21 protein-coding genes are annotated in these 25592 nt (G+C 46.0%); 4 read left to right on the forward strand and 17 right to left on the reverse strand.

All coding sequences use genetic code 11. From position 1 onward, the window contains the following. Nucleotides 1-9: 9 nt before the first annotated feature. From MHI37_RS21100 to MHI37_RS21120, 5 genes are all read right to left on the reverse strand, one after another. Nucleotides 10-963 (reverse strand): ABC transporter permease subunit, encoded by a 954-nt coding sequence (locus MHI37_RS21100; RefSeq protein WP_256710663.1) that lies wholly within the window; start codon nucleotides 961-963, stop codon nucleotides 10-12. 318 nt (nucleotides 964-1281) lie between these two features. Continuing rightward, nucleotides 1282-1560 carry a hypothetical protein gene (locus tag MHI37_RS21105; RefSeq protein WP_076339043.1) on the reverse strand — a complete coding sequence of 93 codons (279 nt, stop codon included), beginning with the start codon at nucleotides 1558-1560 and terminating at the stop codon, nucleotides 1282-1284. A 130-nt stretch (nucleotides 1561-1690) separates the two neighbouring features. Further along, complete coding sequence (locus MHI37_RS21110; RefSeq protein WP_076339044.1) at nucleotides 1691-3298, reverse strand: hypothetical protein; 1608 nt, start codon at nucleotides 3296-3298, stop codon at nucleotides 1691-1693. After that, entirely contained in the window at nucleotides 3282-4013 is a 732-nt protein-coding gene (locus MHI37_RS21115; RefSeq protein WP_256710666.1) for an ABC transporter ATP-binding protein, read from the reverse strand. Before MHI37_RS21115 ends, MHI37_RS21110 begins: the two co-directional genes overlap by 17 nt. 131 nt (nucleotides 4014-4144) lie before the next feature. After that, nucleotides 4145-4339, reverse strand: coding sequence for a hypothetical protein (locus MHI37_RS21120; protein WP_144023778.1), 195 nt, complete (start codon nucleotides 4337-4339; stop codon nucleotides 4145-4147). Between the two features lie 7 nt (nucleotides 4340-4346). Between MHI37_RS21120 and MHI37_RS21125 the strand changes: the two genes are divergently transcribed. After that, nucleotides 4347-4574: a transposase gene (locus MHI37_RS21125; RefSeq protein WP_144023779.1), complete on the forward strand. Its 228-nt coding sequence runs from the start codon at nucleotides 4347-4349 to the stop codon at nucleotides 4572-4574. A gap of 662 nt (nucleotides 4575-5236) precedes the next feature. Here MHI37_RS21125 and MHI37_RS21130 read toward each other — a convergent pair. The 5 genes from MHI37_RS21130 to MHI37_RS21150 form a co-directional block, all read right to left on the reverse strand. Further along, nucleotides 5237-5992: a DUF975 family protein gene (locus MHI37_RS21130; protein WP_076339076.1), complete on the reverse strand. Its 756-nt coding sequence runs from the start codon at nucleotides 5990-5992 to the stop codon at nucleotides 5237-5239. A gap of 93 nt (nucleotides 5993-6085) precedes the next feature. After that, nucleotides 6086-7075, reverse strand: coding sequence for a Gfo/Idh/MocA family oxidoreductase (locus MHI37_RS21135; RefSeq protein WP_076339046.1), 990 nt, complete (start codon nucleotides 7073-7075; stop codon nucleotides 6086-6088). 629 nt (nucleotides 7076-7704) lie between these two features. Then, on the reverse strand, nucleotides 7705-8745 hold the full coding sequence (locus MHI37_RS21140; RefSeq protein WP_076339048.1) for an NAD(P)/FAD-dependent oxidoreductase: 1041 nt from the start codon (nucleotides 8743-8745) through the stop codon (nucleotides 7705-7707). A 96-nt stretch (nucleotides 8746-8841) separates the two neighbouring features. Then, a complete protein-coding gene (locus MHI37_RS21145) occupies nucleotides 8842-9876 on the reverse strand; it encodes an iron ABC transporter permease (RefSeq protein ID WP_076339049.1) in 1035 nt (344 codons plus the stop codon). Nucleotides 9877-9879: 3 nt separating this feature from the next. Further along, nucleotides 9880-10932 carry an iron ABC transporter permease gene (locus MHI37_RS21150; protein ID WP_076339050.1) on the reverse strand — a complete coding sequence of 351 codons (1053 nt, stop codon included), beginning with the start codon at nucleotides 10930-10932 and terminating at the stop codon, nucleotides 9880-9882. Nucleotides 10933-11236: 304 nt separating this feature from the next. Between MHI37_RS21150 and MHI37_RS21155 the strand changes: the two genes are divergently transcribed. Genes MHI37_RS21155 through MHI37_RS21165 form a run of 3 tightly spaced genes read left to right on the forward strand, consistent with a single transcriptional unit; the run spans nucleotide 11237 to nucleotide 15300 of the window. Further along, a complete protein-coding gene (locus MHI37_RS21155; RefSeq protein WP_076339051.1) occupies nucleotides 11237-11713 on the forward strand; it encodes a MarR family transcriptional regulator in 477 nt (158 codons plus the stop codon). A gap of 13 nt (nucleotides 11714-11726) precedes the next feature. After that, nucleotides 11727-13463 carry an ABC transporter ATP-binding protein gene (locus MHI37_RS21160; protein WP_076339052.1) on the forward strand — a complete coding sequence of 579 codons (1737 nt, stop codon included), beginning with the start codon at nucleotides 11727-11729 and terminating at the stop codon, nucleotides 13461-13463. Further along, nucleotides 13456-15300, forward strand: coding sequence for an ABC transporter ATP-binding protein (locus tag MHI37_RS21165; protein ID WP_076339053.1), 1845 nt, complete (start codon nucleotides 13456-13458; stop codon nucleotides 15298-15300). Before MHI37_RS21160 ends, MHI37_RS21165 begins: the two co-directional genes overlap by 8 nt. 301 nt (nucleotides 15301-15601) lie before the next feature. Here MHI37_RS21165 and MHI37_RS21170 read toward each other — a convergent pair whose 3' ends face one another. The 7 genes from MHI37_RS21170 to MHI37_RS21200 form a co-directional block, all read right to left on the reverse strand. After that, nucleotides 15602-17188, reverse strand: coding sequence for an ABC transporter substrate-binding protein (locus tag MHI37_RS21170; protein ID WP_256710664.1), 1587 nt, complete (start codon nucleotides 17186-17188; stop codon nucleotides 15602-15604). Between the two features lie 76 nt (nucleotides 17189-17264). Then, on the reverse strand, nucleotides 17265-18149 hold the full coding sequence (locus MHI37_RS21175) for a carbohydrate ABC transporter permease (RefSeq protein ID WP_076339054.1): 885 nt from the start codon (nucleotides 18147-18149) through the stop codon (nucleotides 17265-17267). A gap of 33 nt (nucleotides 18150-18182) precedes the next feature. Then, nucleotides 18183-19049, reverse strand: coding sequence for an ABC transporter permease subunit (locus tag MHI37_RS21180; protein WP_256710667.1), 867 nt, complete (start codon nucleotides 19047-19049; stop codon nucleotides 18183-18185). 208 nt (nucleotides 19050-19257) lie between these two features. Beyond that, nucleotides 19258-21042, reverse strand: coding sequence for a sensor histidine kinase (locus MHI37_RS21185; RefSeq protein WP_076339056.1), 1785 nt, complete (start codon nucleotides 21040-21042; stop codon nucleotides 19258-19260). Nucleotide 21043: 1 nt separating this feature from the next. Further along, on the reverse strand, nucleotides 21044-22636 hold the full coding sequence (locus MHI37_RS21190) for a response regulator (protein WP_076339057.1): 1593 nt from the start codon (nucleotides 22634-22636) through the stop codon (nucleotides 21044-21046). Continuing rightward, the gene (locus MHI37_RS21195; protein WP_076339058.1) at nucleotides 22611-23924 is read right to left on the reverse strand and encodes a cellulase-like family protein; all 1314 of its coding nucleotides are present in this window, start codon (nucleotides 23922-23924) and stop codon (nucleotides 22611-22613) included. The genes MHI37_RS21190 and MHI37_RS21195 overlap by 26 nt, the downstream gene beginning before the upstream one ends. Before the next feature lie 323 nt (nucleotides 23925-24247). Next, nucleotides 24248-25561: a (Fe-S)-binding protein gene (locus tag MHI37_RS21200; protein ID WP_083676485.1), complete on the reverse strand. Its 1314-nt coding sequence runs from the start codon at nucleotides 25559-25561 to the stop codon at nucleotides 24248-24250. Nucleotides 25562-25592 lie beyond the last annotated feature (31 nt).

Consider the following 25592-nt stretch of genomic DNA (forward strand, 5'->3'; position numbering starts at 1 on the left):
TCCTCCTTCTTAATAAATGCCTTCATGACCAGATTTTTTCACAATATAGTTGGAGCCCATGACAAGTATGAAGCCGACCACACCTTTAAACATGCCTACCGTAATTCCAGAGCTGATTTGTCCCCGCAGTATCCCCTGTGTATAAGAATACGTATCGAATACTTCAGCAACCTGCATGACGAGCGGATTCATCATGAGAAGCATTTGCTCAAAGCCAACATCCGCCATTTGGCCAAGCCTTAGGATAAGCAAAATGATAATCGTTGGTCGAATCGCAGGCAGCGTAATATGCCAGATTTGTCGGAAGCGGTTGGCACCATCTACAACAGCTGCCTCATAGCGCTGCGGATCAACACCCGCCATGGCAGCTAGAAAGATGATTGTCCCCCAGCCTACCTCTTTCCACATGCTTTGTGCCGTAATTAGCCCCCAGAAGTATTTGGGCTGTGACAAGAAGGAAATCGTCTCATAGCCGGCTTCTGCAATGAGCTTGTTCACGATTCCTACATCAGTGGATAGAACAAAAAACGTCATACTCGCAACGACTACCCATGATAAGAAGTGGGGTAAATAGACAATCGATTGATTGATCCGCTTAAATGCTTCATGTCGAACCTCATTAAGCATAAGGGCTAGCAGGATAGGCAGCGGAAACATAAATACGATGCCGAACACATTAATTGCGAACGTATTTCGCAGCATCATATAGAAGTTCCGATCTCCAAATAAGGCATTAAAATGCTTGAAGCCCACCCACTCGCTGCCAAAGAATCCTAGGTAGGGATTGTAATCCTTAAACGCGAACATCAGCCCCCATAATGGCGTCAATTTGAACAATAAGAAAAATAAAATTCCGGGTAACGCGAGTAAATACATAGCTCTGTACTGATACATTTGGGCGCCCAATCGGGACCAGTATCCCTTTGCGGCATAAACGTTAGTTGCCATGTCGGGCTTTTGCATCGGTCTTGCACCTCTCCTTCTTAGATGTGAATCGCAGGTTATAGATTTTATTGTAGGCTCGCAGCCGAAGGCATACTACGGACAAAACTTGAAGAGGACCGGTGCTAGACACCGGCCCTTCTAAATTGAAAGTTATGTCTGCCTCTAAAACCATGCAGCGCGTATGCTCATAGCGTTATAGCCGTTCTTGTAGCGCTATACTAGATGACTCGGAAAGAAATGTCCTGCCATGACTGTGAAATAATAAAATGGCAAACGCGCACAATTAAAATAACCTCCTTCCGTTTTGTAAAACAGAAGGAGGTTATTATTTTTATATTACCGATCTTCCAATATCTCTTGTACCGCGGACAATTGCTGCTTGGATAGCTCTAGCTGCTCTTTATTTTGCTCGACAATGTCCATATGCTCATGCTGTTGAATTGCATTATTAAGCGCATTTTCTGCATGAGAGATGGAATCATAAGCTTGCTCTACCGTTTGCTCTGCCGGGTGTGACATCGCTTGCTTCACCGCGTGATTAGCCTTCTCGACAGAGTTGCTTAACAACGTGCTTGGATGATCCTGTTTCCAGCTTGTTTCTGTATGCTTAGCCAAGTGTGCTTCTTACCTCCCTGTCGATCTGATAATATTGTCTACACCATAGTTTTGTAAAAAAGCCAAAAAAATATGCATGGTTTGCAGATAACGAACAGATAGATCAGAACTCCAGTCACTCCAGCTGTCTTTATTTCACCCGAAACGTTCTCGGCCCATACTTCTTCACAAGAACAAGGGCAACAGCCAGGTAAATGAGCGTCGCAGAAAAAATAATAACAGTGAAAGAATCTGCTGGCACTCTCAAAATAATGCTAATTCCGCACGCGGATGACACGACCATGTTCACGATAAAATACAGCGGATTTTTAATATTCAACTCCGTAGAATAAGGTTGAAAAATATAATACGTAAACAAATGATACACAGTGAAAAAAATGGCCAATGAAATAATACAGATCCAAAGCATAAGCAGTTCTCTATTCAGCCACTCTCCTCCCGCTGCAGCTGTGACTGCTGTCAATGACACACCAAGAGCGGCGGCAATCCGCAGATTCAAGCTCATCACTTTTCCAAGTCGGATCAAAAAATGACCATACGCCGCGTTTCGATAGAAGCTGTACCGCAGCAAGCTAAGATCGCAGTTATAGAACATCGCTTTGCATATCTTCTCACCTATGGACATGAAGTACATAATCAGAACCAAGAAGGGGAAAATCATTTCCAAGCTCCATTTCAGTTCCTGTATCTGCGCCCGAAATAGAAGCATGAGGATTACACCTATCACTCCAAAAGCGCCGATAATCGTTAATCGTTTGTTAACAGGGCCGTTCAATAGGCTGCGATGCCTGAGGAAGAAGATTGCGTTCAGATAAGCATAACCATCCTTTGATTTAAGCTTGTCCTGCTGGCTCAGATTTATATTATCGTCACTATCCTTCGACTTGACGCTCTTCTTCTGCGCATCCGTCATCATTCGACCTACATCAAGCAGAGGATCATCTCTTTTGCTTGCGGCATCAACCACTCCTCTGTAATCGGAATAATGGGCCAACCGAATGGCTGCGAACAAACCTCCCGCCGTAATCACAATAAAGACAGGCAGACTCAGAAGAAACGATTCTGTTAACAGAACCTTCCCCAGCAGTAGCGGCAAATACGCAGCGGCATAGCCCAGAAAAATCACGCTCCACACGAGGGCGGTTTGTTTAATTAGTACAATGCCGGTTTTCTCAAAAAGCTTAAGATGCGCATACTCCACTAGAATTCGCCACAGCAAGATCAATAACGTCAGCAGAACAGCTTCTATTATGGAGGCTCCCATGAGTGTGCCAAACACAAGCATAGCAGGCAGCAGATACACGAAAAAAGTCGCGTAACGATAGCCAAGCGAAGCCTGCATATAGGTAGCTGGAGACAATCTCATCAACTTGACCGCTACGTATTTCTCCCGCTTTGGTTCAAGCACAGTCGCGCTGCTAACACCTGCCACCACAAAGCTAATAATGGCAAAGATATGTATAAACTGCCGCAGCTGATTCTCCTCTGACAATCCCTCTCCTAATCCGATTACAGGAAGATATACAAGTATCCCCAGATACATAAATCGGAGCAAGAATCCCCATAGCAGGGTGAACAGCAGCGCAATGACAGAAACAACCTTTTTGAGTTCCAAATTGGCATAGAAGCTGTCCCTGACTAGCTTGCCGATCAGCGGCAGCTTCTGAATGTAATAAATGAACAGATTGGCCGTAATAGATGTGCGAATAGCTAGCAGTGTACTAAGCGTTCTCATCATGGGCTTCATCCTTCAGCAGATTAATGACGGATTGCTCGAATTCCGCGCTATGCAGCAGCTCTGACGGCACGGCAGACAATTTCCCTTTGTTCAATACAACCAGCTCATCACACAGATCGGAGGCCAATTGCAGAATATGCGTGGAAAAAATTAAAATATGATCGCTCTTCATCTCCCTCAACATATTCTTCATCTCCAGTGCAACAATGACATCGAAGGAGGTGAGCGGCTCATCCAGCAAAATAATCGGTGGCTTCGTTATGAGAAATAGCAGCATCTGCAGCTTATTCTTCATTCCGTGCGAGTAGCCTTTAATCAGCCTGTGACGATCCTCCTCTGTCATGCTCATCATGTCAAAATAATCGTCAATCGTCTGCTCCATTTGAAGCTTGTCCCGATTAATATCCATAAAAAACTTCACGAACTCAAAGCCCGTCAGAAACTCAGGCAAAATCGGCAGGGAATACACATATCCGACATCCTGCTCGTTTAGCTTCCGAGTTTGGCCATTCTCCTCCAGCAGCACCTGTCCTCCATCCATGCCCTTCTCTCCGCTCAGGCAGTCGAACAACGTCGTCTTGCCTGCACCGTTGCGGCCTAGCAGCCCATATATCTTCCCTTTCTCAAAGGTGAATCCCGCTCCTTGCAGCACCTGTTTATCCGCAAATCGCTTGACGATATTCTCTAAGATCATACGCAATTTCTGCTCCTCCATTCGTTTCAAAATCCTTCTCTCCTCATTCTATACGAAAAAGAAAACGAGCGGTCTCGAATGAGTGCACAAATACAAAAAAAGTGTTGGACTAGGAAAGCTCCTGATCCAACACTTTTCAACATGATTTGCAATTATTTAGCAGCCTGCTCTTTGTTGTAAATTTCCGTAGCTTGTTTAATCCAATCGCTTCCGCCCTCAGCCAAGTACTTTTTCTTGAAATCTGCATATAGCGCATCTATATCCCCAGCAGAAACAATCGCCAGCGTTCTAAACTCTTTCTCCATATCGTCCAGAATGGTTCCCCTTTCACGCTGAATCTCCGGCAAGTCGAAGATGTACGCATCCTCAATAGTATTATCCAGAACTAGCTGTCTGCCTGCACGAGTCGTATCATTGAACAGCTTTTCACGCAGACCATCAAGCGTAATTCGCATCTTTCCAAACCGGGAAGCCGCGGTACGCATGATTGGGGCTGTGCTCATGGAAATTGAAGAACACTGGGAAACCAGCCGCAAATTCATGGACATGACTGCCCACCATGAATGGCGAAAAAACCGTTGATATCCTTTCCGCTAAGCTAGATGAGATTTTACACACAAATATGGACTTGACCATTTAAACCCGTGTAATTCTACTCAACATTCAACTAAGAAATCATTTTATTATGATCATAGGAATGGTTTTGGTCGCTTCGCGAGTAGATCATTCTGAAGGGTCGCGGTTGCAGCCAGATTTATTGATTTCCTAAGACATTTAAAGGTAAGAATCCGGCTGCAAAGGCGAACACTTCGTTTCTAGAGAAATGATCTTCTCGCTTCGCTTTAACTTCATTTTTTAGGTTCAACTTATATAGATGGAAATTCTCCCGTTATTCCGATTGGTTTTTACTTATTCTGGCATTTAACTGGAATTTCTCCCTCTAATTCCAAGGAATCAGCCTGAATTCATGAGAATCGATAAAATTAACAGGACAAACTCCTTCTATTTCCTACACCAAGCGAATTACGTTATTTTAGCAGGAGAAATTCCATCTAAAAATGTATTGGACCATTCCTTCACTCAGTTCCGACGGCTAAAAAACAAAGAGGGGCTGCAACAGGTCACTTGTGCACGACCTGTCACAGCCCCCAAACCTGCGTCAGGCGCAGCCTTTGGACACTTACTCTTTCACTCGGATTCCCACTATCCGAGCTCCAATCACTCTACCTTAAGGTTTTCTCGATTTAAAAGACAGGTGTCTGGTTTAGCCTCAGCTCTTCTTCCGTTGTCAGCCCTTCCTTCAACGCCAGTTGACGTAATGTCAGGTAAAGCTCCGCCTTCGTGGCATTGATATAGGGCATTACAAATAAAACGCCGACGAAGAATACCAGCAGACCGAGAAGGATCCAGCCGAGAAAGCTGAGATCAAGCACGAATATGCGAGCTTTGTGTCCTCGTGTCATTTGCTTGCTTAAATCTACCGCGCGCCTATACCCAATGTTGGGGTTGTCCGCCAAAATGAACGGCACCATGCTGTATGCGTAGGATTTCACGATTCCGGGGATGATGAGCAGCAGAAACCATAAGAAATTCAGAAAGGCTCTCCACAGCATTGATTTCACAATATCCAAATACCTGTGCTTGTTAAAAGCATAGCCTAAATGGTTCAAATTCACCTCTTGTTCCGCTGCTTGCTTGAAGTAACGCATCGAGCCGACCTCAAGGGGAAAACAAAGCAAAACACGAAACGCGAGGGCTAACAGAAAGACAACAAGAAAAATGATGATCCCGATAGCAAGGAAAGGTCCGAGAGCCCCCCAATTCACATCCATGCCGGAGGAGCCTGAATTTCCCGAGGAACCAGATGAGCCAAAGTTAAAGCTCGGAGGACTGCCGCCTCCACTGACAAATGCGAGTATAATACTCACCAAAAATGCCTTCCAATATGATGTCCGCAGCACCTCCTTGGCTTTTCGTTTCAGTTCTTTACGCTCCCACATCGCCATCCCTCTCTCCTTTAGTACTTTGTTTTTCAGCTATCAACTCATACCTAAATAATATAGTACGACAAGCAGTGAAACATTCTTGTAATGTTAATCATGTAGGATACTGCTCGAACCGTATATCGCATCCATAACCCGATTTGTTCGCATCGCAGACTCTCCTGTGCTAGGTGATAATCCTTTGCCAATTAGCTCATCGACCACGCTTTGAATAAGAGGCTGCTGAATGTGCTTGGGCATTTCAAACTGGACCTCGATCTTTTCGGATTCGGTTTGAAGAACAACAGGCTCGTTTCCAAACGTTGAAAAAAGAATGCGTCCCTGGCTGCCAACAATTTCGTTCATTTCGTAATAATCAAACGACGCGAAACACCAAACCCCCGTCCCGTGTACGCCGGATTCAAACGTAAATTGAGCCGATACGATATCGTCGGCCGCGTATAGCCCGCCTTGATTGGCCGCGACTCCTTGCGCCTTGCTAATCGGGCCGAGAATGAAATCGAAAATGTCCAGCGTATGCGAAGCCACATCGACAAATTTGCCTCCACCGGACAAGGCAGGGTCCACTCTCCATGATACTGCCTTTCCCGCTTTCTCTTCCTCTGATGGCGGAGCATAATGCGTTGCCTTCACGAAGCATACCTCGCCAATTCGACCTTCTTGGACCCATTCCTTAATCTGAATGAACTTCGGCAGCGCTCTTCGATAATAAGCAACGAATAAAGCTGTGCCGGCATCCTTGCAGGCGCGCAGCATCTCTGTACACTCATCTGAATTCATCCCCATCGGCTTTTCTACGTATACCGGTTTCCCCGCTTGGGCGCACATCAATGCATAGGTCATATGTGAGGAGGGCGGAGTAGCAATATAAACCGCATCTATTTCAGGATGATGTATAATCGCTTCAGCCTTATCAAACCATTCGGGAACTTGGTGACGTTCCGCATAATCCTTCGCAAGCTCTCCGCTGCGCCGCATGACGGCTTGGAGCACGGAATGCTCCGCTATTTGGAAAGCAGGCCCGCTTTTTACTTCCGTCACTTCTCCGCATCCGATAATTCCCCAACGTACCATTTTCATAACATTCACCTCTGCTGCTAAAATTTCCTAAGCTTATTGAATTCGACACGATTCATGGTTATCCTCCGCACAAACTGCACATTTCATATACAGTCCAATCTGAGGGAGATTTCTTTTCATAGAATATAGAAATGGAGTCGGAGAAATCCGCTTCTATTCTATTTTTATTACGAAGCTTCGAAACAATGAAAAGCTTTATAGTGGAGGGAGGTAGAATTAGTATGAATGAAATGCATCATTTTATAATGAACCATATGAATTGCAGGGTCCGTGTGCATACTTGCGATGGGCGATACTACGAGGGCGTTATCGTTAAAATGGAAAATAATCACCTTTATTTACGGCCAACAGGCGGAAACCGAGATTCACGAAAAGCCTACACCTCGCTATGGTTCGGTGGCGGTCTTCTAGCTTTATCTCTATTTGCTCTTTTGGCCATAGCCTTATTCTAAAACTATCAACGTCAATTTTGCCATTATGCTCTATGTTATTTCTCTACCAAAATCAAAAAAAGAGGCTCTCCCAAAAGGTTATAGACCTTAGGGACAGCCTCTTTGAATGATCAGCGGAAACCGTCTTGCCAATAATAACTCCGTTCAGAACGAGATTACCATGTTTAGCTTGCCAATTTATTCTTCCTCCACAACGCCGAGCGCTTTATTTTTTTCCTTAAACCGCTCGTTATGAGAGGAAACATAAGCTACCTTCGGTGCTTCGGGATCAAGATACAGCTTCACACTGTTTAAGGCAAGCACGCCGTCAGTGAATGCGCCCGCGATCAATTTCACTTTGCTCTCGTAGGTGACAAAATCTCCAGCCGCATAGATGCCAGGGATGCTTGTCTCCATTCTTGTACCCACCTTCATCTCCCACTCTCCCGCTTTCAATCCCCATAGCGTAAGCGCGTTATAATCAGCTTCCATACCGTGATTCACGATAACGGCGTCTACCTCAATCAGTTTACTTTCACTCGTTTCCGTATGTGCAATCTCGACCTTATTAATCTCAGCTCCATTGCTGCTGTAAAGCGATTTAATGACATATGGCGCAGCAATCGTTACAGACGACTGTTTCATAGTCGCAACACTTTTCTCATGTCCGCTAAACTTCTCTCGCCGATGTACAATCGTCACGCTTGCAGCTAAAGGCTCAAGCTCGTTAGCCCAGTCTACAGCAGAATCACCGCCGCCTGAAATAAGGACATGCTTGCCTCGGAATATATTCAGTTCTTGAACGGTGTAATGTAGATTACCCACTTCATACCGTTCAACACCTTCGATATCGAGCTTGACCGGCTTATTGATGCCATAACCTACGGTCAAAATAATCGTACGGCTATAATGCTGTTCTCCAGTCGCCGAAGTTAACAGAAAAGTTCCATCCGGCTGCTTCTCCGTACTAATAATTTCCTGCCCGAGCACGATCGTCGGATCAAATGTTTTTGCTTGCTGCTCCAATTGACGAATCAGCACTTCGCAGCGAATCGGTGTAATTCCTCCCACATCCCAAATTAATTTCTCAGGATAAAGGAGCATTCTTCCGCCCAATTGATCACTTGCTTCGATTAGCTTCGTTTTCAAATCACGCATCCCGCTGTAAAAGGCTGTGTACATGCCCGCAGGGCCACCTCCAATGATGGTGACGTCATAGATATCTATAGACTCGTTCATCTCTGTACCTCCAGTTAGCATTCCTTGTTTTCATATTAAAGACCATACTGCGCTTGGTGAATTCGACTATAAGAACCGCTGTTCCAACATGCCATTTCACACCTTTGTCCTGCTGAGCAAATAAAGAAAGTAAGGCGCACCGATTACTGCTATAACGATTCCCGTAGGAATCTCAAGAGGCTGAACAATCCAACGCCCAATCGTATCTGCGATAATAACAAGCAGCGAGCCTATTAATGCCGATGTCGGGAGCAAGAATTGATGCGTCGAACCAACAAGCCTTCGTCCGAGATGCGGCGCTATCAAGCCAACAAAACCGATCCCTCCGCTCACCGCTACACAAGAAGCGGAAAGACCAACAGCTGCAGCCAATAATATTGTCTGTTCTCTAGTTACTGAGGTTCCTAATCCTGTCGCCAGCTGATCTCCTAAATTAAGCACATTCATCGTACGCGCTTTGAAGAATACAAATGGAAGCAGCACAACAATCCAAGGCAGCAGGGACAGTACGAATGTCCAATCCGCCCCCCAAATGCTTCCGGCAAGCCAAGTCGCGACGAATCGAAACTTTTGCGGACTTAATCTAATCGTGAGTACAATCATCGCGGAGCTAACGGCCGCGGAAACGGCAATGCCTGACATCAGCAGCCGAATCGGAATCAAGCCTTCCGACCGTTTATAAGCTAATCCATAAATTAAAGCAGCAATCAATGAGCCGCCAACAAATGCCAATAGGGGAAGCAAAGCTACAGGCGCAGCGTTCGTTGTCGGATAGAAGGAAATAAAGAGCATAACCATAAGCCCTGCCCCCGCATTAATGCCAAGAATACCTGGATCAGCTAACGCATTGCGTGAGATTCCCTGCATAACGCAGCCAGCCACGGCTAAGCCAGCGCCAATAAGGACTGAAATCACAATTCTTGGAAGACGGAATTCGAACAAAATCAAATTTTGCTCATCACCGCCAAAGCCAAATATGACTTTTAATAAATCCAGCGGCGGCAATCGTGTATATCCTGTGTTCATACTTATGAAAAAAGAAATGAGGATAAGCAGGCCTAAAATGACCATTGCCTGAATAGCTCTTTTTCGCTTACGAGCCTCTGAATTAGATAATAAATGATGATTCATACGTCACAGCTCTCTCCTTTCCTTGCGAGCCAGGTAGAGGAAGAACGGTACTCCGATTAATGCAATAACGGCATTTACAGGAGCTTCATGAGGAGGATTGATCATTCTAGCCGCAAGATCGGATAATACGACCAGCAAACTGCCAAGCACCGCCGAGCAAGGAATAATCCAGCGGTAATCGACACCAACCACATATCTTGCTAGATGTGGAATGATAAGACCAATAAACCCGATAGCTCCAATCACCGATACCGACGCTCCTGCCAAAATGAGTACAACAAGAGCGCTAAGCAGCTTGACTAAGGATGTGTGCTGTCCAAGACCTTTAGCAATATCGCTGCCAAGGCTTAGCAGCGTTATAGAATGGGATAGGGCAAGAGCTCCGATCATTGCGGCTGCAATCCAAGGAAATATAATTTTGATATGCATCCATTTCGTACCCGCCGTACCGCCGGCATTCCAAAAGGCAATGTCTTGATCTACATTGTAATAGAAAGCTAATGCTTCGCTTAAAGCGACCAAGAGCGAGCTAAGCGCAGCCCCTGCGAGAACAAGCCGTATCGGCGTCAAGCCGCCTCTCGTCAATGAACCAATGTCATAAACGAGTGTGGCGCCGAGACCGGCGCCCACAAACGAATAAAACATCAGATAAATAAATGAAAGTCCTGGATAAAACGCAAAGCTGAGTGCTATGACAAAACCTGCCCCCGCATTAATTCCCAGCAAGCCTGAGTCAGCTAGCGGGTTGCGTGTTATTCCTTGCATAATCGCACCTGCTACAGCAAAGCAAGCCCCAACCAGAGCGCCTGCTATTACACGGGGCAAACGGATCGTCTGGATAATTTGATGGTCCAAATTATCAGGATTGAAGTGCACAATGGCATTCCAAACCGTTATCAACCGGATGTCGGCCGCTCCGACAGCTGCAGACCATGCAATGCTTAGCAGCAAGGCCGCGATACTGGAGACCAGAAGCACGACTGCTGCCCGAGGTCTGGAATAAACCTTCTTTTCCTTGACCTCATTATAGGAATGAATAACATGATGCCGACTCATTTTTACCACCTTATATCTATTAATTTTTTATTTAATTGACAAGAGCTTCTCAACCACTTCATCCAATTGCTCATTAACCGCATTGATGATAGTGATAATCATAATCAATTAAATGGCTTTGTTAAATATACTCTTTATTGGTTTTCGTGTATATTCACGGAAGGACATCCCTTACTGTATGGACAATTGTCAGGCAGCAATTAGCTGAGCGGCTATTCCTATATTTTCTTTGACAATACTGAATCGCATAGAATAAAATATTAGTTAGTCGACTACATATAATTAAAGAAGGGGGTCATTTGCTATGAGGCCACCGATTAACAACGGACATATTACACGGTTAATGTCCCATCTCGTAAGACGGCATCATCATAATATACATACGCTCCTGAACGAGCATCATGTATATCCCGGACAACCGCCTCTCATGTTTGCACTGGCGCGAGAAGGCGGACAGAGCCAGAACGAGCTGGCTCGCCAGCTCGATATTAAAGCAGCAACGCTTACGGTTATGTTGAATCGGATGGAGAAAAACGGCCTCGTCCGGCGTGAGACTGATGCTCGCGATCTGCGCGTATCTCGCATTTATTTATCTGATAAAGGGCACTCAACGCTGAAGATAGTCCGAGAAACACTCGATATGTTAGAACAGCGGGCGCTGGACAATTTTTCCGAAGAAGAAACGGAGCTGCTGAGAGGTCTTCTGGCACGAATGAATGACAACGTCACTACCATGTCCGAGACTCTCCCTCTTCCTAATTCTGCTAACGATACTAATTAACAGAGGTGAACCTATGCTCAAGCTAGTCTCCTATTTACGTCCACATTGGGCTGCCACCCTGCTCGCTCCGCTCCTTATGCTGCTTGAGGTTAGTATGGATCTGCTGCAGCCTATGCTGATGGCGAGCATCATTGATCAAGGCGTCATGAAGGGCGATATCATTCACATTCGCAATAGCGGAATGCTAATGCTGGGCGCGGCTCTAGTTGGACTCCTCGGCGGGGTCGGCTGTACGGTTTACTCCTCTATCGCTTCTCAGCGGTTTGGGGAGGATCTGCGTCATGATCTCTTTACGAAGGTACAGAGCTTTTCTTTCAGAAATCTAGATAAGCTGAATACAGGCTCACTCATTACTAGACTTACAAACGATATCGTGCAGCTGCAAACGATGGTGCAAATGCTGCTTCGAATTTTCGTTCGGTCCCCCTTGCTTGCCATCGGCAGCATGATCATGGCCGTTGTGATCAGCCCTAAGCTTGCTGTCATTTTAGCTATTGCTGTGCCGCTGCTGTTCATCGTTATGTTCCTGCTCATCCGTGCTACCCTTCCGCTGTTCTCCAGTGTGCAGAAGAAAATGGATAAGGTTAATACGGTACTGCAAGAAAATTTTGCTGGCATTCGCCTATCCAAAGCATTTGTTCGTGCAGACTATGAGAACAAGCGATTCGGTCGTGCCAATGAGGACTATACGAAGGTAGCTATTAAAGCACAGCGTCTAGTCGCGATTAATATGCCGATTTTGACTACTATTTTGAATGTTTGTATCGTAGCTGTTCTTTTGCTTGGAGGAAAGGATGCTATCAACGGCTCATTCGAGGTTGGCAGCCTAGTTGCTTTCATTAACTATGTAACGCAGGTGCTGTTCTCCGTCTCCTCTGTTGCAATGATGCTCGTGCGCATCTCTAGCGCCAAAGTATCGGCAGACCGTATTCAAGAGGTAATGGCTACTGATTCAGAAATTCAAAGTGCGGCACAAACAGTACAACATGTTCAACAGCGCGGCGAAGTTACATTCGATAATGTCAGCTTTGGCTATCGTTCAGCAGAAAACGAAGCTGTGCTTAGCGAATTGTCCTTCACCGTTCATTCTGGACAGAATGTAGCAATTATCGGTGCTACAGGATCAGGAAAATCCTCTCTTGTAGGACTCATCCCACGTTTGTACGATGCAACGACTGGCCGGGTTTTGGTTGACGGCGTGGATGTACGTGACTACGAGCTGCAATCTCTTAGAGAGAGAATTGGCATCGTCCTGCAGGAATCGATCCTTTTTTCCGGCTCTATACGCGAAAATATTCGTTATGGCAAGCCAGATGCATCGGACGAGGAGGTTATTGCCGCCGCAGAAGCTGCGCAAGCGCATGACTTCATCGAGGCAATGCCAAGCGGTTACGATACGCTGCTCGGACAACGGGGAATTAATCTCTCTGGCGGGCAAAAGCAGCGAATCTCCATTGCGCGGGCGCTTATCCTTCAGCCAACCATCCTCATCCTCGACGACAGTACCAGTGCGATCGACATGGGAACGGAATCGCGGATTCAATTCGCACTGGCACAATTAATGAAGGGACGCACAAGCTTTCTCATCGCGCAGCGTATTTCCTCTGTCATGAATGCAGATAAGATTCTATTGTTGGACGATGGAAGATTGGTTGCCGAAGGCACACACAGCGAGCTGCTCGCTTCCTGTGAGCTGTATCAGGAAATCTATCGTTCACAGCTCGGGAAGGAAGAACCAATCTATGGCTAAACAAGAGGATAATCAGAAGGAAGTTAGCAGCGGCGCACCAGACTTAAGTATGCGGGGCGGCGGTCCGCGCGGCGGCATGCCAATGAAGAAGGTTAAGCCCAAAAATACGATGCAGACGATCAACCGCATATGGGGTTACATTCGCACTTATAGGCGCGGGCTCATCGCAGTTTTCTTATTCACTATAATGACGACACTGCTATCATTAATTGCTCCTTATCTGCTCGGCAGCGCTGTTGATAATTACATCATTCCTCAAAATTACGAGGGGCTGCTTGCTCTATGCTCCGTTCTGCTCGCTGTTTATGCAGGTACAGCTTTGACGGCATGGCTGCAGCAGCAGGTCATGGTAAAAGTATCGCAGCATACGGTACAAGCGATGCGCCGTGATATTTTTGCAAGGCTGCAGCTGCTTCCTCTCCGCTTCTTCGACAGCAAGACGCGCGGGGAGCTTATGAGCCGAACGACCAACGATATTGAAAATGTATCTGGTACACTTAATCAGAGTGTCACACAGCTGATTTCCAGCGTATTATCGCTAATCGGCTCACTCGCCATTATGCTCTACCTCAACATTTGGCTGACCTTGCTCAGTATGGTTACCATACCCCTTGTCATGCTATTTACAAAAATGATCACGGCTCGCACGCGTAAATATTTTACGAAGCAGCAGGAAAATCTCGGAGAGCTGAACAGCTACATCGAGGAGACGATCTCTGGTCAGAAGGTTGTGCAGGTTTATCGAAGAGAGAAAATTACTGGCGAGCAGTTCTCTGAAATCAATCACAAGCTGACGAACGCCAGCATTCAAGCCCAAATCTATTCAGGCACCGTAGGACCTGTAATGAACGTACTTAATAACTTAAGCTTTGCGCTTATCGCAGCTGTAGGCGGTTGGATGGCTTTCAAGGATTGGACAACCGTTGGTGTAATCGTCGCATTCCTCAACTATTCCAAGCAGTTTCAACGACCGCTCAGCGATCTCGCTAACCAGTTCAATCTCGTACAATCTGCAGTGGCCGGCGCCGAGAGGGTATTTGAAACCATTGATACAGAAACAGAGTATGATGATCCTTCTCAAAGCAAGTTACTCGGTGAGGTACGGGGCGAGGTCCGCTTCGACCATGTCTCCTTCAGCTATAAGGAAGGCGTGCCCATTCTTAACGAAGTGTCGCTTACCGCAAGCCCAGGGCAGACGATTGCTCTCGTCGGTCCGACGGGTGCTGGCAAAACGACGATCATCAACCTTCTTACTCGCTTCTATGAAATAGACTCTGGTTCCGTCACGATTGACGGTATCGATATTCGGCTGCTGGACAAAGACAGCTTGCGCAGCAAGCTTGGCATCGTACTACAGGACGCCTACGTGTTCTCCGATACGATTCGGGAAAATATCCGGTACGGCAGACTCGTTGCGACCGATTCAGAGATTGAAGCTGCAGCCCGGCTTGCGAACGCGCACAGCTTCATCAAGAAGCTGCCGCAGGGCTACGACACCGTGCTGACTTCCGGAGGCAGTAATTTAAGTCAAGGTCAGCGTCAGCTGCTGACAATCGCCCGCGCGGTGCTCGCTGACCCAGCTATTCTCATCCTGGATGAGGCGACCAGCAGCATTGATACTCGTACAGAGATGCATATTCAGACAGCTATGCACACGCTGATGGAGGGCCGCACTAGCTTTGTCATCGCCCATCGACTCAGTACGATTCGCGAGGCTGACCAAATACTAGTCATCAATCAGGGCGGCATAACCGAGCGCGGCACACATGATGAGCTGTTGTCGAAGCGCGGCTTCTATTACGAGCTGTATAACAGCCAGTTCAAGCGTTCTGGGTGATATGGCGAGTCCGATCTCCGTTACGTCCATATGATTTGCAACACAAAATAAAGGATTGCTCTTACAGGTCATAGACCTTAAAGAGTAATCCCTTATTTCTTCTCTATATAAGTTGAACATAAAAATGAAGTATAAGCGAAGCGAGAAGATCGTTCTGGAGAAACGAAGTGTTCGCCTTTGCAGTCCATATTCTTACCTTTAAATGTTTTACAAAATCAAAGAATCTGGCTGCAACCGCGATCGTAAGAATGATCTACTTGCGCAGCGCATACTACGTAAATTTTATTTCGACCTATATATACTATTGATTAGCAGCCAAGAAAGCCTGTGTTTGGCTTTCCATTTCCGCTTTCACTTTGTCAATTCCTGCAGCGTTTAGCTTCTCAATCAACTGAACGTACGCTGCGTCTACATCCTTCACGGCTCCGATAAAAATCGGGCTTCCGTATTGCGTGGATACATTCGCAATATTCGCAATTTGACTCTTCACATTCTCTGTATTAAAGGTGAAAGCAGCATACTTAAGCGGCATGAGCTTATCTCCAACAGAGTTGATATGGTCAACATAAGATTGCGGCCAATTTGCCATTGGCTTAATGAGATCCTTATTTACAAACCAGAAGCCGCTTGAATCCGCAGGGAATGTATTGTTTTCCGAAGTTATACCTTCTGGCAATGAAATTTTATCATCCTCGGTTATAATATAGTTTTTGCCTTCGATACCGAAGGAAAGCAGATACACATACTCAGGGTCGTGCATAATCAAATCCATCGCCTGCAGCGCACGCTCTGGATACTTCGAATTAGCTGCAACAGCCAAGCCGTTATTGAGCCAAGTGTTTTGTGGTGCGTGTCCGCCTGGAGATGTTGCTGTAATAATTTCTACCTCAATGCCTTTACTTGCACAAAGCTCGGTTACAGCAGCAACATCAAGAGAGTTGCCTAGCGCAACGCCAGATTTGCCTTCACAGAAATTGTCCTTCGAACGTGTTTTGTTCGCATACGGATTTTTGTTGACATAACCTTTGTCATACCATTCCTTCATAATGTTCGCTGCATACTTGGCAGCGCTTAGGAACGGCTCTTCAACGGTTGTGAAAATTTCACCTGATGAATCCTCATAGTCATAGGCAAGCCCTTGTGCCATTGGATTACCCGAATCAAGCGGCTGTGTATATGCAATTTTCTCATTTGTCAGATATAGGAATGGTGTTGGCAAGTCGAATTGGCTGTCCAGGTTCAGACCGACCATTTCCGGCTCATTTTTCTTAATCGCTTCTAAATAAGGCCCAAGCTCAGAAAATTTCGTTATTTCGCCAATTCCATACTTCTCGCGCAAATCTTTACGGATAACGGCAACACTTGCTTTACGGTCGGGTGTTGATGTCGGGACCATATAAGGCACACCTTTGATTTCAGCCGCTTTGAGAGCAGCTGGATCAAGCTTTGCCATTTGCTTAGGCATATATTTGTTAAGCAAATCAGTGTTCAGCTCGTAATAAGCACCTTTCATCGCCTCTTGAACATAGAAGTTCCAGTCCGCCGCGAAAATAATATCTACATTTTCTCCAGATGCCAGAATAAGCGGATATTTCGACTGAACCTCACCCCAACCAATATAGTTAAGGTCAAGCGTTGCGTTAATGTCTTCTTTTAGTTTTTTGTTGACCTCGTCCATAACCTCAGGCATGCCTTTTGGCGCGTCGCCAAGCAAATACATCGTTAGCTTAACTTCCTTGGAATTATCAATCCCATTTGCAGACTGGCTGCCTGATGATTCATTGGAACCGCTGCTTTCTACCCCCTTGTTTCCATTGCTAGAGCAAGCTGATAATACAAGCGAAAGCAATAGCAGGCTGATGATGCCAAAATTCATTTTTTTCTTCACGATCTCTTTTCCCCCTTAGAAAAGTAATTGTAATTCTATATAAATCCAGCATACAGATCCATATCGCTAAACCCGTTTAACCTTTTACTGCGCCGATCGTTACACCCTTAACAAAATACTTCTGAACAAATGGGAACAGCAGCAAGATCGGCCCTGTCGCAATAACGGTCATCGCAAGCTTGAAGGTTTCCTTCGGCTGGTCGATTGCACCGGCATATTGTGCCATTGCTGAAGACATATTCACAGAAGACAACATCTTGTAGAGCATATATTGGAGAGGAATCAGATGATCCTTATCCACGAACATCATCGCCGTCCACCAGTCATTCCAATAAGCCAAAGCGGTGAACAGTCCTATGGAAGCTAAAGCAGGCTTAGATAGCGGGAGCACCATTTGGAAGAAAATACGATACTCGCCGGCGCCGTCGATTTTAGCTGATTCAATTAACGGCTCTGGAATAGAGCCGCGAATGAAGCTGCGCAAAATGAGTATAAACATCACGTTGAACATTGGAAGCAGAATCAATACGCCGAGCGTATTTTTCAGCTCCAAATATTTCGTAATCATAATGTAGAACGGAGCAAGTCCACCGTTAAACAAGGTCGTGAAGAACAGGAAGAAGGCTAGCGCATTCCGATATTTCACTTCCTTGCGGTACAGCACATAGGCAGCCATTGTAGAAACCAGCAATCCGACAACCGTTCCGACAACCGTAATAATAATAGATACGCGGTAAGCCGACAGCACTTCAGCTGGGTAGCGGAAGATGAAGGCATAAGCATCAAATGAGAAATCTCTGGGCCAAAACCAATACCCTTCTCGCAATACCGCACTCTCGGAAGAAAATGAACCCGCGATAAGTACGATGAATGGCGCAAATGTGATGAGTGAAAGAATACCGACAATCGTATAAGCCAAAACCGAGAATAATGGCGATGTATTTAATTTTTTAGCATTCATTGCTTAATCACCTGCTTGTCTGTGGAATGCAATCTAGAATAGTGCATGATCTTTGTCGTAACGTCTGACCAGGTGGTTCGCCGTCAAAATAATGATCAAAGTAAGAATGGATTGATAGAAGCCTACCGATGCCGCCATGCCGAAATCCTGTGTATTCACAAGCGAACGGAACACGAGCGTATCGATAATATCAGTTGCATCCATCAGGGAGCCATTGTTGCCTATCAACTGATAGAACATATCGAACTCGCCCCTCATCACACGTCCGAGCCCAAGCAAAATTAGAATAATCATCGTTGGCTTCAGCAAAGGGATCGTAATTCTCGTAATTTTCTGCCAGCGGTTTGCTCCATCAATCGTAGCAGCCTCATATATTTCCTGATCGATGCCCACAATGGCTGCCAGATAGAGAATACTGCCGTAGCCTACCCATTTCCAAACATATAAGAAAGGCAGAAGCAAAAACCAGTACCATGATGTCGAGTAAATATCGACGGCGTCCAGACCAAACTGTCTTAGAAGCACATTGACGATACCGTATTCATAATTGAGAAAGTTATAGACGAATGCCGAAACCGTTACCCACGATATAAAATAAGGCAGGAACAAAAATGTTTGGGTAATTCTCTTGAAAAATTTCTTCTGAATTTCCGACAGCAATATCGCGGTCACGATAGAAAATACTGTATACAGGCTAAGAAACACAACATTGTACAAGATGGTGTTGCGCGTAACGATCCACGCCTTGCCTGAAACGAAAAAATACTCAAAGTTTTGAAATCCGTTCCACGGGCTGCCGAAAATGCCATCTCTGTAGTTAAAATCCTTAAACGCCATGACAACGCCAGCCATTGGTGCATAAGCGAAAATTAAGAAATATACGGCAATTGGAATAAACATGGAGTACAAAGGCCAATGTCTGCGTATTTCACCAATAAAACGGTTGCCTGTTTCTCGCCTTGCTTTGCCTGCCGGCTCTAATGCTGAAACTTTATTCATGCTATCACCATCCGTTAGATTCTCTCTGCTATAGCTTTAGTTTATAGAAAACCTAATGCAGTACATACAGGTCAAAGTTACGATATCCTTCGAAAACCTTGGCTGCTTGTTAAGCACGCTTGTCTATCGGCAGCTTCACCGTCACCATCGTTCCAACCCCAAGCTTGCTCTCATAAGCTAAACCGTAGCCATGCCCGAATAGCAGTGATATTCTTTCCTGAATATTGCGGACGCCAAATCCGCCGGTTCGTTTGCTGCTCTTGCCTGCAATCGCGCTGGCAAGCTGTTTTTCAGACATGCCGACACCGTCGTCGCGTATCCTTATGATCAGGCAGCCTTCTTCCGCAAAAATGCCAATCGTAATCGTGCCCTCTTCCGAATCCTTCTCTCTAATCCCATGCAAGATCGCGTTTTCAACTAATGGCTGTAAAATAATTTTAGGCACCTCGCAGCCAAGCAGCTCATCTGAAGCTTCGACCTCAAGCTTGATCCCGCCTCCAAAACGCATATTTTGAATCCGCATATATGCTTCGACATGCTTGATCTCATTCGCAAGCATAATCTTCTCAAGCCCATCAGAAAGACTTAGCTTGTAAAATACAGCCAGTTCCCCCACCACCGTAGATATATCGTCTTCCTCACTTTCAATAGCCATAATATTGATTAAATCCAGCGTATTGTATAGGAAATGGGGATTGATTTGCGCCTGCAGCGCCTTAAGCTCCTTATTCTTGACTTCCTGCCCGAGCTGATAGGTCTCATCCATAAGCCGGCCGATACTGTTTACCATCGAATTGTACGTAACGATGAGATCTCCAACCTCATCCCGATTCGCTCTAATAGGCATTTTGCTGAAATCGCCATCCCTAACCTTTCTCATATGCCGAATGAGCTGACGCAGCTTTTTGGTCGAAGAGCCAGCAACAACAAACGATAAAGGCAGAATGAATGGAATTATAATGAGAAAGATAGAGATCAACTGATTGCGAGTTTTATAGATCGTTGCTAGAATATCAGACTCTGGCACAACGACAATCAATTTCATTGCCTTATTTTGAATCGCGGTTGCTCCAATTAGCATCGTATGGTCCTGGAAGACCACATGCTCTACCCAGCCGTATTCATCCGACATCAGAGAAGGAACACTATTCAATATTTCACTTAACTCCATAACGTTCATTTGGGAAGACGAGCTTGCGCTGAGCAGCTCGCCTTGATTGTTAATCAGGAAGGCTGTCGTATTCGGGGTAAGAATCGAGTGATCAAGCACCTTCTGAATAGAGGCTTTGGAAATTTGCGCACTAACAAGTCCAGAATAGCTTAAAATATTGTGCTCCTCTGGTATTTTGCGAAGAATGGTAATTTGACCAGCATCAGAGTCCTGCCCCAGCAGCTCAGAAGAAATCCATGTGAAGGACTGCTTGGATTGCTTGAATTGCTCCAGCCAGTCTTTATTTAAAATTTGGTCTATGAGCAGGAAATCACTGTTGCCATCTTCGCCTGCCAGTCCTGCTTGCAAATACAATCGTATGCTCTCAATATCTTGATTATGGGGAAATTGATTCAGCACTCTATCAATACGATTAGCATCCATCGCCCATACATTCACATCCTCATACGCTGCCGTCTTGGAGGCTTGATTCTGAATGACCTCATTGAAAGCAATAAAGTTAAGCATCTCGTGGATGGATTCCGCTTTGTATTCAAGAAATGATCTGGTTTCGGCCATAACCTTGTCTGCGCTATAGCTTGCTTGCTCCCTGCTTTCACTCGCACTTATATTAAGATGAATAGATAACAATAAAATAAAGGGGATCGATACCGCAAACAGAATCGCGGCAAACAGCTTATATTGAACACTAAGGTCTGACCAAAGGCGTATCCGATTCGGCATCTTAAGCTTCCAGCCTTTCTCGGTATTCGGTTGGTGTGCAGCCCGCATATTTTTTAAAGAAAGTCGTAAAATAGTTAGCATCTGCAAAGCCTACCGCCTGTGCAATAGCGTAGAGCTTAAGCGCTTGGTCCGCCAGCAGCTCCTTCGCCTTCTCTAGCCGGACACTCGTCATATATTGCTTAATGGTTTGTCCGCTCTGCTTCTTGAAGAAGGAGCATAAATAGGTTTCGCTTAGCCCCACCTGATCCGAAATCATCTGTATGCCAAAGCCCTTTTCATGGAAATGGGCATGAATGAAGCGTACAATTTCTCTCATTTTCCCAGCGCCAGCATTTCCCTCCTCCTTCTCGAAGATCGTTAGGAAAGACAGCACATAGTGATGTAGAGCGTTTAGATTTGGCGTACAATCAATTTCCTTCCAAATATAGCGACTCTCGCCGCCCTCCTCCCGATCAGTCAGCCCTTGCTGCAGTGCTACCTCATGCAAAATAAGAAGAAACTGAAAATAAACATCTTTTACTCGGATAATATCTAAATCCTTACTTCTCATCGCTTGCTCGGTCAGCTCCCCAATAACAGCAGCAGCGTCTGTAATGTCTCCTCTACGTACACATTCACGAAACTGCTTAAGGTTCTCCCAGTCCATCTCAAGCGGCTCATTTTCAACCAAATCAGTATGAAAGCCAATACCGTCGTACCCGTGGTAAAACATTAGATTTCCAGCGTCTAACGCCGAGCGATAAGACTGCGGAATATCGAATAAAGCATTTGACGTGCTCCCGACACCTAAATAAAACTGAATATTAGGACCCATACTTCGATGCAAAATGTGAATGAGCTGCTCCAGCCTCGCTCTGCCTTCCGTATAGGATGAGCCATAGGTGCCGGGCATAATAATGACCAACCAGTTCTGTAAATCAAAACCGGCGATTGCCCCCCATTCCAGCATTTCCTCACTCTTGAACAGGTCATTCAAAATATCCTCCTGCACGAGCTTCGTTTCCTTCGAGATCACCGATGTCCGCCAAAATAGAGGGGCGACTGCTACCGTATACGGCCCTTTATCAGATAGCAAAAAAGTGTCCCGGTCCACAAGGGCCGGAACAACGTGAGGGGAATACGGATCTGTAATGAGCTTGCGTACCATTTCCCGCCTGAGAATGGGTATATTCTCATCAAAGCTCGCTTGAAGGCGAAGCTCCACCTTCTTCTTAGCAAGCTCCGCTTGTCGAATACTTACAGCCTCACCGACGGCTTGAATAAGCAGCTCAGGCTTAATGGGCTTCTCAATAAATTGAAACGCTTGCAGCTGTATAGCGGAAAACAAATACTCTTTATCGGAGAAGCCGCTCAGAAAAATAAGCTTGGCATCCATATCCTGCAAGCGAAGCTGCTTGGCAAACTCAATACCGTCCATCTTCGGCATCCGAATATCGCATAAAATAATGTCTGGAACCCATTCTAGCAACAGCTCCAGCGCCAAGCAGCCATTTTTAACAGACCTGACCTCCGTAATTCCGGTCGAGTTCCACTGTATGCGATGATGAAGAAACTCTCTTGTCCGTCCTTCATCGTCTAGGATGAGAAGTTTCATGCTGATCCCCTTCCAAAATAAACTGATTCCATTTGCGCTGCCATGCGATATCATCCCAAAATGGATGATGCGGAGCACAGTTCGAGCAGAGCGTCATGCCCCAAAAGCCGAGCGACATCCCTTTTAACAAGCAATACTCTGCGATGAACTTCCCAACCGGCCCTTCCTCGAAGCCTGCATAGAGCGGCGTATAACCGACATAACCCTCTCCAATAACAATTGGAATATTCGTATGACGCACCCAGTCATGGATTTCCTCAAATCGAAAATCTGCTTTTTGAAGCATTGCTTGCTTGTGAGCGCCGTAGCGGTCATATAAAAATAAATCCCATTTAGCCGGATCTGCCCAATTATGCAAATAGATGAGCTTCATCCCGACCGGGTTACCTTCCATTCTCCATTCCTGACCTGCTGGAAGCGTCCAAGCTTCAAAAGGCGAAGCATCCTCCCGCAGCAGCGACTGCACAAACTCGTTCGGAAATGGTGCTGTCTCATCCGAAAGACCTGCAGCATCCATAAGCTCATTGAGCACGCCTTTGATATAGAGATGAAAATGAGCCACCTGCATATTGCGGGCTGCATAAGCCTTCGGGTACGCTTCATTCAGCGTGTAGCTGGCCGTCATCAGTACGTCAGGATGCTGCATCCTTAAATAGTCAACGGCCTCTTCTATATAAGGCTGCATCGCTTCTACAAGTGCTGGCGTATTCGTATCCGCTATGCCTTGGCTTGTTCCTACCGCTGTTAATTGTCCAAACTCCACCTCATTATGAAGCTCGGCATAAACGATCTGCTCGCCGCAGTCGTTTGCTTTCACAAAACGGATCAATTGATCCATGGACTCTGCTATCGCCATGAAGCGTTTCTCTGGAGGGATAGCTGCGAGCAGATCCCGAAGCTCCGGATGTGCCAGAAAGCTTGGGCTTTGCTGATATTCCCAAGAGGAGAGCATGATATAGCAGCCGTGCGCCTTCGCTTGTCTGAACAGCTCCAGAAGATGCGCATGTCCGTCCAGCTCTGCACCGCCTTGGCAATTATACCAGCGAGTCCGCTGTCCGACCTCGCCCAGATTACCGAATCGCAGCGGTCCCGGCCGCTTGCCCTCAGCTGTAAACAGCATAAAAGGCATCGCGCATATACGAATCGTGTTATAGCCTCTATCCACCGCCTCTTTGAAGCGCGCACCCAAATCGCTATAAGGCTCGCCAGGCATCGTCATCGTATACCAAGAAAAATCCCACATCGTAATCGTTAATTTGCGCGGTAATTTCCGCATCATTTCATTCATTTCGTTATCGCTCCAATCCATCTATATATGTTGAACTAGAAATTTACATTTTGGGCGCTGCGCGAGAAGATCATTCTTATGTTCAACTTAACTATTTTGTAAGGCTGCGCTTTCAAATGATACGTTAAACTCCGGATCTCAATCAGAGCTCCGGATACTAATTTTACAAGCATACAGCAAAACAAGGAGACTAACCATTCACAATCCCCTGCATATGATGGATTATATTCTTATTTTTCAAGCGCAAAAAAAGGAAGAATCCTATTGATTCTCCCCGTCTATTCTCATTACGCTGCTCTTGTTGATTAACCATATCGATTATATTATGGTGTGCTAGACATTCTTTCGTATAAGAAATCCACGACATGTTTAACTTCCATTTGGTCGCGAGCACCATGCTTCCGGACTCCCAGCTTCATTTGCAGCAGGCAGCCCGGATTGCTGGTGAGAAGATAGTGAGCCCCTGTTCGGTTAACATGCTCCATCTTATGCTCGAGGATTTGACCTGCCATCTCGGGTTGAGTCACGTTATAGATGCCTGCCGAACCACAGCAGCGGTCTGCCTCTTTCATCTCCACGAAACGGACATTGCCTACTTGCTTCATAAGCTGCCTAGGAGCATTCGAACTTTTCATTACGTTGCGTAGATGACAGGAATCCTGATAGGTGATCGTGACCGGCTCATCAGCTCCCGCATTCCGCTCGGTGAACGCCGGAATTCTTCCATGCTCGAACAACAGCTTGCTTACATCTATCACATGAGAGGCAAACCACTCGGCGAGCTCGCGATATTCGGAATCTTCATGCAGCAAATGATCGTATTCCACGAGCAAGGCACCGCAGCCGCCAGCATTAGAGACGATATACTCGATCTCCGCATCTTTGAACACTTGCAAATTCGTACGAGCAAGATCTTTGGCCCTATCCATCTCGCCGCTGTGCGCATGAAGCGCCCCGCAGCATACCTGCTCATTCGGAATCACTACCTCAAAACCAGCTTCGGACAGCAGCTTCACTGTATTGACATTCGTTTCCGAGAATAATACATCCATAATACACCCCCGAAACAATGCGACTCGGGCAATTCTTTCCCCTTTGGCTGGATAAACGGTGCCTAGCTGTTCAACTACACCTTTGGCGGTCGCGTCCGGCAAGACTTGTTCCATCTCGCGCATATGAGCCGGAAACAACTGCATCATGCCGCTTCCTCTGACTAGCTTGCGCAAACCTGACTTTTGATATATCGAAAGCGATCTCCCCAGCCATTTCATCCTTCCACGGTGTGGAAAGACACCATCGAAGAAAACCTTGCGAAGTCCTTTAACAGGAACGCTGTGTACGTCATGGTCCTCGATCGCATCTCGAGCTTGCTCAATCAACTGTCCGTATTTAACATCAGCTGGGCAAGCCGGCTCGCAAGCTCTGCAGCCGAGACAGTGGTTCATTTGGTCCTGGAACGCCTGATCCGGATCCATAATGCCGTCGGCTACCGCTTTCATCAGCGCGATTCGTCCCCGAGGAGACTCCTGCTCGAGACCCGTTTCCTTAAAGGTAGGACAAGCCGGCAAGCAAAACCCACATCGCATACAGTTCGTCAATTGATCATAATCGAGCTTTAATTGCAGCGTCTTGGACATCGGATTACTTAGTGCAATGGCTGGTTTATTC

The organism is Paenibacillus sp. FSL H8-0548 (genome assembly GCF_038630985.1).
Taxonomy (GTDB): domain Bacteria; phylum Bacillota; class Bacilli; order Paenibacillales; family Paenibacillaceae; genus Pristimantibacillus.